We start from the raw sequence: 11,410 nt of genomic DNA, 5'->3' as shown, positions 1-11,410 counted from the left end.
CGCACGCTAGATGTTACTAGACGTCGACCTTTTGAGGTCCGACTCACTCCTCGGCCGGCCCGACCCCGCCCTCCGCACCGCGGCCGTCGGCTGCCTGACCGCCGCCCACGACGCCGCCCCGCCCGCCCTGCGCGCCGAGGTGGGCCTCCTGCTGGAGCTGGTGGTGCGTGGGGAGAGCCCCGGCGACGCCGTGCTCCGGCGCGCGGGCAGCCCCGATCCGCTCGCCGTGCTCCGCGCCGCCACCGACGACCCGGGAGGACCCCCATGACGTCCCCGACGTCGCCCGCGCTGCGGGAACGCCTCGCCCGCGACCTGGAGAGCGCCCGCGGGCGCACCCTGCTGCTGACCGACCACGACGACCCGGTCCTGCTGGCCCAGCACACTCCGCTGCTCAGCCCGCTGGTCTGGGACCTGGCGCACATCGGGCAGCAGGAGGACCTCTGGCTCCTGCGTGCCGGCGACGGCCGGCGGGAGGGTCTGCTGCCACCCGACGTCGAGGCGCTCTACGACGCCTTCACCCATCCGCGGGCCGGGCGGGCGCGCCTTCCCCTGCTCCCACCCGTGGAGGCCCGGGCGTTCTGCCGCGAGGTCCGCGGCCGGGTGCTCGACCGGCTGGAGCGCCTGGGCCCGGACGACGACCCGTTCGACTTCGCGATGGTGGTCAGCCACGAGCAGCAGCACGACGAGACGATGCTCCAGGCCCTCGCCCTGCGTCCCGGCGCGGCGTTGCTGGGCCCGGGGACCCCACTGCCCGCCGGTCGGCCCGGCGTCGCGGGCAGCTCCGTCGCGGTGCCGGGCGGCCCGTTCCTCCTCGGCGTGGACCCCGCCGCCGAACCGTTCTCGCTGGACAACGAGCGGCCCGCCCACTGGGTCGACGTCCCGGCCTTCCACATCGGGCGGGTGCCGGTGACGAACGCGGAGTTCGCCTCCTTCGTGACCGACGGTGGCTACCGGACGCCGCGGTGGTGGTCGGACCGCGGCTGGCAGCACCGGTGCGCCGCGGGCCTGGAGCGACCGGAGTTCTGGGGGCCCGACGGCACCCGCGTCCGGTTCGGCGTCGAGGAGGACCTCCCGCCCGACGAGCCGGTGCAGCACGTGACCTTCTTCGAGGCCGAGGCCTACGCGGCGTGGGCCGGCGCCCGGCTGCCGACCGAGGTGGAGTGGGAGAAGGCCGCTGCCTGGGACCCGGCGACCGGACGCCGGCGTCGCTACCCGTGGGGATCGGCGGAGCCCACGCACGAGCTGGCCAACCTGGGCGGGGCCGCGCTGCGCCCGGCCCCGGTGGGCGCCTACCCGCAGGGGGCGTCGGCGTACGGGGCCGAGCAGCTGCTCGGCGACGTCTGGGAATGGACGTCGTCGCCGTTCCGGCCGTGGCCGGGCTTCCGCCCGATGCTCTACGCCGACTACTCCGCGCCGTTCTTCGGCGGCGACTACCGGGTGCTGCGCGGTGGGGCCTGGTCGGTGGCGCCGTCGGTCATCCGGCCGAGCTTCCGCAACTGGGACCACCCGATCCGCCGGCAGATCTTCAGCGGCATCCGGCTGGCCTGGGACGACGCCCCCGGGGCCCGCTGACCGTGTGCCGCCACCTCGCCTGGCTCGGCCGGCCGCGCACCCTGGCCGAGCTGGTGCTGGAACCGCCGTCCTCGTTGCTGGTGCAGTCCTGGGCGCCGCGGCGGCAGCGCCACGGCACGATCAACGCCGACGGCTGGGGCGTCGGCTTCTGGGCACCCGGCCGTCCCGAGCCCGCGCGCTGGCGTTCGGCACGGCCGCTGTGGGCCGAGCCGAGCTTCGCCTCGGTGGCGCCGGTGCTCTCCTCCGGCTGCGTGGTCGCCGCCGTCCGGTCGGCCACCGTCGGCATGCCGCTGGAGGAGAGCGCCGCGGCCCCCTTCACCGACGGGCGGGTCCTGCTGTCGCACAACGGCCGGGTGGACCGCGCGGTGCTGCCGCCGGTGCGCGACGCCGAGTCCACCGTCGACAGCGCGCTCCTGGCGGCACTGGTGTTCGACCGCGGGCTGGACGCGATGGGCGACGTCGTCCTGGAGGTCGGACGACGCGACCCGGCGGCCCGGCTCAACCTGCTCGCCGCCGACGGCGCCCGGCTCGTGGCGACGACGTGGGGCGACACGCTCTCGGTGCTCGTGACCACGGAGGGCACGGCGCTGGCCAGCGAACCGTGGAACGACGACCCCGCCTGGACCGACGTCCCCGACCGCTCCCTCGTGGTGGTGACGGCCGACGGCGTCGCCGTCACCCCCCTCGACCGACAGGACCCCGCGTGACGCTCACCCTGACCAGCCACCTCTCCCCCGGCGACGCCGACGCGGCGCTGCGTTCGGACGCCCTCAACGGGCTGACCGCCACGCCCAAGTCCCTGCCGCCCCGCTGGTTCTACGACGAGCGCGGCAGCCTGCTGTTCGACCAGATCACCCGGCTGCCCGAGTACTACCCGACCCGGGCCGAGCGCGCGGTCCTGGAGGCCCGGGCCGGGGACATCGCGGTGGCGTCCGGCGCGGACGTCCTGGTCGAGCTGGGCAGCGGCACCTCGGAGAAGACCCGCCTCCTGCTCAGCGCCCTGCGCGACGCCGGAACCCTGCGCCGGTTCGTGCCCGTCGACGTGGACGGCTCGGTGCTGCGGGCCGCCGGGACGTCGGTGAGCGCCGAGTTCCCGGGCGTCGAGATCGCCGCGGTGATCGGGGACTTCACCCGGCACCTGGGCACCCTGCCGCGCGAGGGACGCCGGATGGTCGCCTTCCTGGGTTCCACGATCGGCAACCTCGAGCCGGCGCCGCGGACCGCGTTCCTCACGGAGCTGGCCGCGACGCTCGGTCCGGACGACTCGTTCCTGCTGGGCACCGACCTGGTCAAGGACCCCGGCCGGCTGGTCCGCGCCTACGACGACGCGGCCGGCGTCACCGCCGAGTTCAACCGCAACGTCCTCGCCGTGCTGAACCGCGAGCTGGACGCCGACTTCGACCCCGCCGCCTTCGAGCACGTGGCGGTCTGGGACGCCGGCTCCGAATGGATCGAGATGCGGCTGCGCTCGCGGATCGACCAGCGGGTGCGGGTGGCCGCACTGGACCTCGAGGTCCCCTTCGCCGCCGGTGAGGAGATGCGCACCGAGGTGTCGGCCAAGTTCCGTCGCGAGACGGTCGAGGCGGAGCTGGCCGCGGCCGGGCTGGAACTCACCCACTGGTGGACCGATCCGGACGGCGACTTCGGCGTCTCGCTGTCCCGGCCGGCCGCGGCGGGCTGAGCCCCCGGGCACGGGCCGAGCCGGACCGCAAGGGGCCTGACAGGATCGGGGGCGTGCCGTCCGCTCCTCCGGTCGCGGCCCCGCCGCGGGCCGCCCGTGCCGCCGTCGGCACCTGGTTCTTCGTCAACGCCGTCCTCTTCACCAACGTCCTGCCCAGGCTGCCGGAGATCAAGGGCGCGCTCGACCTGAGCAACGCCGCCCTGGGCACCGCGCTCGCCGCCGCCCCGGTCGGGGCCCTGCTCGCCGCGCTCTGGTCCCCGCCGCTGATCCGGCGGCTGGGGTCCGGACGCGTGGCCGCCTACGGCCTGGTGGTGCTGGCCGGTGTGATCAGCGCGGTCGCACTGGCGCCGTCGTGGCTCGCGCTGGCCGGCGTCCTGTTGCTGGCCGGCGCGATCGACGCGCTGGTCGACGTCGCGCAGAACGCCCACGGCCTGCGGGTGCAGCGCCGCTACGACCGGTCGATCTTCAACGCCTTCCACGGCCTCTGGAGCATCGGCGCGGTCTCCGGGGCCCTGATCGGCTCGGCTGCGGCGGGGCTCGCTGTCCCCCTGCCGGTGCACCTGGGGGCCGTCGGCGCCTCCTTCGCGGTCGTGGCACTGGTCGCCGCCCGGGCGATGCTGCCCGGCGCGGACGCGGACGACCGGGCAGCCGACGAGGAGACGACGACCGGGGCCGCCGGTGCCCCGCTCTCGCGCGCCGCCCTCCTGCTGGCCGCCCTCGGCCTGCTCGCGGCCGCCGGGGTCTTCGTCGAGGACGCCGGCGCCTCCTGGAGCGCCATCTACCTGCGCGAGGACCTGGGTGCCGGCGCGGCCGTCGCCGGACTGGGGCTGGTGGCGCTGCAGACGACGATGACCGTGGGCCGGCTGACCGGTGACCGCGTCGTCGACCGGTTCGGCCAGCGCGCGGTGACCCGCGTGGGTGGAGTGCTGATCGCGGCCGGGATGGGGCTGGCACTGGCCTTCCCGTCGGTTCCCGGGACCCTGGCCGGGTTCGCGGTCGCCGGGCTGGGCGCCGCGACAGTGGTGCCGGCCGCCTACGCCGCGGCCGACCGGCTCCCCGGGCTCCCTCCGGGAGCCGGCCTCTCGCTGATCAACTGGCTGCTGCGCGTCGGCCTGCTGGCCTCCCCACCGCTGGTCGGGGTGATCGCGGACGCCGCCGGGCTGCGCGTCGGCCTGCTCACCGTGGTCGCCGCCGGCCTGGTGACCGTGGCCGTCTCCGGCGTGCTGACCGGCCGGGCGGTCCGCGGCGCAGCCGCCGGATAAGGTCCGCCGGCGACCTCCTCCGTCGCCGGGCGCTCCCCGGAACGGTGCTCGGCGTCGTCGACCGGCGGGGATCGCCGCGACCTCCACCGGGGAGCGCGCCCGGCCCTGGGCCGGCGGGTGCACCGGCGAGGGCCACGAGGCCGGCGGTTCAGCCCTCGGCGATCCGCTCGATGGCTGCCAGGGTCACCGGGATGCCCAGGTGCGCGTCGCGGGTGCGGTCGGCGATCTGCTCGTCGGCCGCCTCCCCGTAGCGCTCGACGAAGAACGCCTGCCCGGCCGGGAGGAACTCCCACTGCTCGGTGAGCTCCGTGCCGACGTCGACAGCGGCGAGGGTGAACCCCCAGCGGACGGAGGACTTCCCGACCTCCCAGGCGAACTCCCGTCCGCGGTCCGCGACCACCACGCGCGAGCGGGTCTCCCACGTGCGCGCCGGGGTGACGTTGCGTCCGGTGAACCAGTCGCCCACCCGGCCGGACGCCCCCTGGTCCCACCAGCAGGCCTCGCAGACCGGGCTCCACTCGCCGGTGCGCGTCACGTCGGAGACCAGGTCGTAGAGCGCCTCCGGGGACGCGCCGACGGTGACCGAGCCGGAGTGACGGAGTTCGCGCACCGGCCCAGTCTGACAGCAGGACGACGGAGCCAGGCCGGGCTCCGACCCCTCAGCCGCGGACCTGCGCCGGGGACTCCCCGCCCTCCAGATCCCCCTCGGTCTCCAGGTATGCCTGCTGCAGGTCGGCGAGGACCTGCGGGTCCGGCGACTCCCACATCTTCCGGTCCACCGCCTCCAGCAGCCGCTCGGCGATACCGTGCAGCGCCCACGGGTTGGACCGCTCCATGAACTCGCGGTTCTCGGGGTCCAGGACGTAGGTCTGCGCCAGCTTCTCGTACATCCAGTCGGCGACGACGCCGGTCGTGGCGTCGTAGCCGAACAGGTAGTCGACCGTCGCGGCCAGCTCGAAGGCGCCCTTGTAACCGTGCCGGCGCATGGCCGCCAGCCACTTCGGGTTCACCACGCGGGCGCGGAAGACGCGCGCGGTCTCCTCGGTCAGCGACCGGGTGCGCACCTGCTCGGGGCGGGTGGAGTCGCCGATGTAGGCCTTCGGGGAGCTGCCGGTCAGCGCGCGGACCGTGGCGACCATGCCGCCGTGGTACTGGAAGTAGTCGTCGGAGTCGGCGATGTCGTGCTCGCGGGTGTCGACGTTCTTGGCCGCCACCGCGATCCGGCGGTAGGCGGACTCCATGTCCGGACGGGCCTCCACCCCGTCGAGGTCGCGGCCGTAGGCGTACCCGCCCCACACGGCGTAGACCTCGGCGAGGTCGGCGTCGCCGCGCCAGTTCCGGCTGTCGATGAGCGACAGGAGGCCGGCGCCGTAGGCCCCGGGCTTGGAGCCGAAGACCCGGGTGGTGGCCCGGCGCCGGTCCCCGTGCTGTGCGACGTCGGCGTCGACGTGGGCGCGCACGAAGTTCAGCTCGGCCGGCTCGTCCAGACCGGCCACCAGGGTCACGGCGTCGTCGAGCATGGTGACCACGTGCGGGAAGGCGTCCCGGAAGAAGCCGCTGATCCGCACGGTGACGTCGATCCGCGGGCGGCCCAGCTCCTCGAGGTCGATCGCCTCCAGCGAGGTCACCCGGCGGGAGGCGTCGTCCCACACCGGCCGGATGCCGAGCAGCGCCAGCACCTCGGCGACGTCGTCACCCGAGGTCCGCATCGCCGAGGTGCCCCAGACCGAGAGACCCACCGAGCGCGGGTACTCCCCGGTGTCGGTGCGGTACCGCTCGACCAGCGACTCGGCCATCGCCTGGCCGGTCTCCCACGCCAGCCGCGAGGGCACGGCGCGCGGGTCGACCGAGTAGAAGTTGCGGCCGGTCGGCAACACGTTGACCAGTCCGCGCAGGGGTGAGCCCGAGGGGCCCGCCGGCACGTAGCCGCCCTCCAGCGCGTGCAGCGTGGCGTCCATCTCGTCGGTGGTGCGGGCCAGCCGGGGCACGACCTCGTCGACGGCGAACCGCAGGACGGCGGCCACGTCGTCGTCCATGGTGCCGAGCACCGCGCCGACCACGTCGGCGACGGCGCTCGCCGCCCAGCCGCGCGCCTCCATGCCGGCGACCAGCGCCTCGGCCCGCGCCTCGACCTCGTCGGTGGCCTTGAGCCCGGCCGTGCCGTCCTCGGTCAGGCCCAGGGCCTCGCGCAGTCCCGGCAGGGCGACCGCGCCGCCCCAGATCTGGCGGGCGCGCAGCATCGCCAGCACCAGGTCGATCCGGTCCTGGCCGCTGGGCGGGGATCCGAGCACGTGCAGGCCGTCGCGGATCTGGGAGTCCTTGATCTCGCAGAGCCACCCGTCGACGTGCAGGATCATCTCGTCGAAGTGGTCGTCCTCCGGGCGCTCGTTGAGCCCCAGGTCGGAGTCCAGCTTCGCGGCCTGCAGCAGGGTCCAGATCTGCGCCCGGACGGCCGGGAGCTTCGCCGGGTCCATCGCCGCCACGTTCGCGTGCTCGTCGAGCAGCTGCTCGAGCCGGGCGATGTCGCCGTAGGAGTCGGCGCGGGCCATCGGCGGCACCATGTGGTCGATCAGGGTCGCGTGCGCCCGCCGCTTGGCCTGGCTGCCCTCGCCCGGGTCGTTGACCAGGAACGGGTAGATCAGCGGCAGGTCGCCGATGGCGGCGTCCGGGCCGCAGGAGGCCGACAGCCCCACGGTCTTGCCCGGCAGCCACTCCAGGTTGCCGTGCTTGCCGACGTGCACCATCGCGTGCGCGCCGAAGGTCTCCCGGAGCCACAGGTAGGCGGCCAGGTAGTGGTGGGACGGCGGCAGGTCGGGGTCGTGGTAGATCGCGATCGGGTTCTCGCCGAAGCCTCGGGGCGGCTGCACCATCACGACGACGTTGCCGGCGCGCAGCGCCGCGAAGACGATCGCCTGGTCCGGGCCCGAGCCGTCCACGAACAGCGTTCCGGGCGCCTCGCCCCAGTGCTCGGTCATGGCCTCGCGCAGGTCGGCCGGGAGGGTGTCGAAGAAGCGCCGGTAGTCGGAGGCAGCGATGCGCACCGGGTTACCCGACAGCTGCTCCTCGGTCAGCCAGTTCTCGTCCTGCCCGCCCGCGGCGATGAGGGCGTGCACCAGGGCGTCGCCGTCCAGGTCGGCGACGCCGGGCAGCGCGTCGGGACCGTCGAACGGGCCGATGTCGTACCCGGCGCCCTGCAGAGCGGCCAGCAACCGGACCACCGACGCGGGGGTGTCCAGGCCGACCGCGTTGCCGATGCGGGCGTGCTTGGTCGGGTACGCGCTGAGCATGACCACGATGCGCCGCTCGGCGGGCGGGGTGTGCCGCAGCCGGGCGTGCGCGACGGCGGTGCCGGCCACCCGGGCGGCCCGTTCCGGATCGGGCACGTAGGAGGTCAGCCCGTCCTCGTCGGTCTCCTTGAACGAGAACGGTACGCTGATCAGCCGGCCGTCGAACTCCGGGATGGCGACCTGGTTGCCGACGTCCAGCGGGGAGAGCCCGTCGTCGTCGGCCAGCCAGTCGGCGCGGGAGCGGGTCAGGCACAGCCCCTGGATCACGGGCACGTCGAGGGCGGCGAGCGCGCCGACGTCCCACGCGCCGTCGTCCCCGCCGGCCGAGGCCGTGGCCGGGCGGGAGCCGCCGGCCGCCAGCACGGTGACGACCAGGGCGTCGGCGGTGCTCAGCGTGGCCAGCAGCTCGTCGGACACGGAGCGCAGCGAGGAGGTGAAGACCGGCAGCGCCTGCCCGCCGGCGTCCTCGATCGCGGCGCACAGCGCCTCGACGAAGCCGGTGTTCCCGGCCAGGTGGTGGGCCCGGTAGTAGAGGACGGCGACCGTCGGGCCGCTGGTCGTGCGCGGCTCGCGGTCCAGCACGCCCCAGTCCGGCGCCACCGACGGCGGCTCGAAGCCCTCGCCGGTGAGCAGCACGGTGTCGGACAGGAAGCGGTGCAGCTGGACGAGGTTGTCCGGCCCGCCCTGCGCCAGGTAGCCGTGCGCCTCGGTGGCCACGCCCATCGGGACGGTGGACAGCTCCATCAGCTCCGCGTCCGGCAGCTGCTCACCACCGAGGACGACGACCGGCGCGGGGCCGGCCAGGAGCGGCGCGAGCAGCTGCTCGTACTGGCGGCGGACGCCCAGGATCCGGACGACGACGAGGTCGCTCCCCTCGGCCAGCGCCGCGATCCCCGCGTCGTCCAGCCGGGCCGGGTTGCCCAGTCGCCAGTCGGCGCCGCAGGCGCGGGCGGAGAGGAGGTCGGTGTCGCTGGTGGAGAGCAGGGTGAACACGGCGGCGCCGCCTCCCTCGGGGTCCGCGCCCCGAATCGATGGGTACGGCAGCCGGAGTGTCTGGCTCGCCCCGCCCCGAGGGGCAGGGCTCACAGTGGCGGGACCGCACCGGAATCGCACCGGCTTCCTCGCTGCACTGCCGTGGAGGCCCGAACGCTACCGGGCGCCACGCATCGGCCCGCACGTCGGTCATGGTGCCCCGCGTGGGAAATGCAGCGCCACCGGAGCCTCACCCGTCCTGACCTGCCGCCATGGCCGCGTCGTCGCTGGTCCCGCCGTTGCCCGCCGACGCCTTCCGCCGCGTGCTGTGCGTGGTCGCCCATCCCGACGACGTGGAGTACGGCACGTCGTCGGCGGTGGCGGCGTGGACGGCGGCCGGTGTGGAGGTGGCCTACCTGCTGCTGACCCGCGGCGAGGCGGGCATGGACGCCTTTCCACCCGACGCCACCCGAGAGATGCGCACCCGCGAGCAGGTGGCCGCCGGCAGGACCGTCGGTGTCGACGACATCAAACCGATCGCCCTCGAGGTGATGGCCGCGACGGCCGGTCCGGACGGCTCCGCGCCCGCTCCTGCCTGAGCCGTCGTCGGGACGGAGCCGGGGGAGGCTCGTCCCGCGCACTAGCCTGGCCCGCGATGTCCCTTCCGGCCCCGGCCCGCCTCCGTGTCGACGCCTGCCCCGGAGCACTGCAGACGCATGCCGCGGCCGACGGGCGGCTGGCACGCGTGCGTGTGCCCGGCGGCCTGCTCACCGCGGCGCAGCTGCGGGTGCTCGGCGCGGCCGCCCTCGACCTGGGCGACGGCGCCCTGGAGCTGACCAGCCGCGGGAACGTGCAGCTGCGCGGGATCCAGGCGGGCGCGGAGGGTGAGCTCGGCGAACGCCTGGCGTCGGCGGGGCTGCTGCCGAGCGCGACCCACGAGACGGCGCGCAACCTGCTGGCCAGCGTGCTGACCGGCCGCTCAGGTGGCGCGGTGGACGCGCGGAACTGGGTCCGGGACTTCGATGCGCGGTTCTGCGCGGATCCCTCGCTGGCCGAGCTGCCCGGCCGGTTCCTGGCCACCTTCGACGACGGCCGGGGTGACGTGGCCGCGCTCGGCGGGGACGTCGGCCTGCTGGCCCTCGGGCCTCGGGACGTCGCGCTGACGCTGGCCGGGACCGACAGCGGGCTGCGCGCGGAGCCGGCCGAGGCGGTGCCGCTCGCGCTGGCGGCCACCCGGGCGTTCCTCGAGGAGCGTGCGGCGCAGGGCGGCACCGCCTGGCGGCTGGCCGAGCTGACCGACGGTCCGGCCCGGGTGGGCGCGCGACTCGGGACGGCCGCCGCGGCGCTCGTGGAGGTTCCGACCCAGCCGCGGGTCCGGCCGGTGGGTGCGATCCGCCAGGACGACGGTCGCACGGCGCTGGCTGCGGTGGTCCCGCTGGGACGGCTCACCGAACCGCAGGTGGGCCTGCTCGTCGCGGTCGCCGCCGAGGTGCAGCTGACCCCGTGGCGCGGCGTCGTGGTGCCCGACCAGGCGGACGACGCGACGGCGCCGCGGCTGGTGGAGGCCGGGCTGGTGCTGGACCCGGGAAGCCCGTGGACCCGGCTGACGGCATGCGCCGGGCTGCCCGGCTGCGCGAAGTCCCTCGCCGACGTCCGGGCCGACGCGACCGCCGCCGTCATCGCCGGAACGCTGCCGGTCGACGGCGCACGCCAGCACTGGGCCGGCTGCGAACGACGCTGCGGCCGCCCGGGTGGCGACGTGGTGGACGTCGTGGCCACCGGGTCGGGCTACCGCGTCGGGACCGCCTGACCTCAGGTGCGGTCAAGGCCTCGCCGGAACCTGTGGACGAGCCGTTGACCTGGGGATTCGCCCTGCGATCGTCAGTCGGTTCGGCTAGTATTCGCACATGCGTTCGACTGGTCCAGCGGTGGTGGAGCCAGCCCCGGGCGGGTTCTCCGCCGACCTGAGCGGGCTCTCCGCCGAGCGGATCGATGGGCTGTTCGGGCCGGCGCTCCTGGAGCGCCTGGGTGACCTGCTGGCGCTGTCCAACCGGCTGGCGGCCGAGGTGACGCGCACGGTGCGGCAGTGCGAGCTGGCCGGCGCGGCCGATTTCGACGGCAAGGCGTCGATGACCGCCTGGCTGCGCGGCCATGCCCGGCTGTCGGCCGCTGAGGCGGGCCGGGTGGTGCGCAATGGTCGTGCCCTGGAGCAGCTGCCTGCCCTCGCGTCAGCGTTCGCGGCGGGCACCGTGTCGGCTGAAGCGGTCGCCGCCGTGGCGCCGGTCGCATCGCCGGCGAACGTGGCCGCGGCGGAGGAACACGACGTCGACCTGGCCGGCATCGACGCCGTGTTCGCCGAGGTCGCTGCCTCCCGGCCGCACGCGGAGCTGCGGAGAGCGGTGAGCCACTACCTCGACCGGCTGGACCCCGACGGCGCCGAGCCCGACCCGACCGAGCAGCGGTCGCTGACCCTGGCCAAGCACGCGGATGGTTCGTTGACCGGCCGGTTCGAACTCGACGCGGTCGGTGGGGAGAAGTTCCAGGCCGCGATCGAGTCGATCGTGCAGGCCTCGCGTCCCGCCGGTGACATGCGCACCCGCGCCCAGCAGTCCGCTGACGCCCTCGTCCAGCTGTGC

Annotated in this window: 10 protein-coding genes and 1 riboswitch; of the genes, 8 read left to right on the top strand and 2 right to left on the bottom strand. The window is 75.2% G+C overall.

Going from position 1 to position 11,410, the window contains the following annotated elements; translation table 11 throughout:
• Nucleotides 1-31: 31 nt before the first annotated feature.
• From C5508_RS17560 to C5508_RS17540, 5 genes are read left to right on the top strand one after another with little or no spacing between them, the layout of a single operon-like run.
• Nucleotides 32-268, top strand: coding sequence for a hypothetical protein (locus C5508_RS17560; RefSeq protein ID WP_104526223.1), 237 nt, complete (start codon nt 32-34; stop codon nt 266-268).
• Nucleotides 265-1,572, top strand: coding sequence for an ergothioneine biosynthesis protein EgtB (egtB, locus tag C5508_RS17555; protein ID WP_104526222.1), 1,308 nt, complete (start codon nt 265-267; stop codon nt 1,570-1,572). The genes C5508_RS17560 and egtB overlap by 4 nt, the downstream gene beginning before the upstream one ends.
• Nucleotides 1,573-1,574: 2 nt before the next feature.
• Nucleotides 1,575-2,279: an ergothioneine biosynthesis protein EgtC gene (gene egtC, locus C5508_RS17550; protein WP_104526221.1), complete on the top strand. Its 705-nt coding sequence runs from the start codon at nt 1,575-1,577 to the stop codon at nt 2,277-2,279.
• Nucleotides 2,276-3,253, top strand: a complete 978-nt coding sequence (egtD, locus tag C5508_RS17545; protein WP_104526220.1) for an L-histidine N(alpha)-methyltransferase — start codon at nt 2,276-2,278, stop codon at nt 3,251-3,253. Before egtC ends, egtD begins: the two co-directional genes overlap by 4 nt.
• A gap of 53 nt (nt 3,254-3,306) precedes the next feature.
• Nucleotides 3,307-4,515: an MFS transporter gene (locus C5508_RS17540; protein WP_104526219.1), complete on the top strand. Its 1,209-nt coding sequence runs from the start codon at nt 3,307-3,309 to the stop codon at nt 4,513-4,515.
• 148 nt (nt 4,516-4,663) lie between these two features.
• Here C5508_RS17540 and C5508_RS17535 read toward each other — a convergent pair whose 3' ends face one another.
• Nucleotides 4,664-5,125: an SRPBCC family protein gene (locus C5508_RS17535; protein WP_104526218.1), complete on the bottom strand. Its 462-nt coding sequence runs from the start codon at nt 5,123-5,125 to the stop codon at nt 4,664-4,666.
• A 49-nt stretch (nt 5,126-5,174) separates the two neighbouring features.
• Entirely contained in the window at nt 5,175-8,795 is a 3,621-nt protein-coding gene (gene cobN, locus C5508_RS17530) for a cobaltochelatase subunit CobN (RefSeq protein WP_104526217.1), read from the bottom strand.
• A 54-nt stretch (nt 8,796-8,849) separates the two neighbouring features.
• A riboswitch (cobalamin riboswitch) is annotated at nt 8,850-8,925 on the bottom strand.
• A 121-nt stretch (nt 8,926-9,046) separates the two neighbouring features.
• Between cobN and C5508_RS17525 the strand changes: the two genes are divergently transcribed.
• The 3 genes from C5508_RS17525 to C5508_RS17515 form a co-directional block, all read left to right on the top strand.
• On the top strand, nt 9,047-9,373 hold the full coding sequence (locus tag C5508_RS17525) for a PIG-L deacetylase family protein (RefSeq protein WP_104526216.1): 327 nt from the start codon (nt 9,047-9,049) through the stop codon (nt 9,371-9,373).
• Between the two features lie 56 nt (nt 9,374-9,429).
• Entirely contained in the window at nt 9,430-10,584 is a 1,155-nt protein-coding gene (locus C5508_RS17520) for a nitrite/sulfite reductase (RefSeq protein WP_104526215.1), read from the top strand.
• Nucleotides 10,585-10,681: 97 nt separating this feature from the next.
• A partial coding sequence (locus C5508_RS17515; RefSeq protein ID WP_113684662.1) for a DUF222 domain-containing protein occupies nt 10,682-11,410 on the top strand: 729 nt, incomplete at its 3' end.

The sequence above is a fragment of the Blastococcus atacamensis genome (genome assembly GCF_002938425.1).
Taxonomy (GTDB): Bacteria; Actinomycetota; Actinomycetes; order Mycobacteriales; family Geodermatophilaceae; genus Blastococcus; species Blastococcus atacamensis.
This window is presented reverse-complemented; position numbering and strand designations above follow the sequence as displayed.

Coding starts and splice junctions, on each gene's coding strand:
- egtB (WP_104526222.1), top strand. CDS start 265: ATGACGTCCCCGACGTCGCCCGCGCTGCGGGAACGCCTCGCCCGCGAC.
- C5508_RS17525 (WP_104526216.1), top strand. CDS start 9,047: ATGGCCGCGTCGTCGCTGGTCCCGCCGTTGCCCGCCGACGCCTTCCGC.
- C5508_RS17520 (WP_104526215.1), top strand. CDS start 9,430: ATGTCCCTTCCGGCCCCGGCCCGCCTCCGTGTCGACGCCTGCCCCGGA.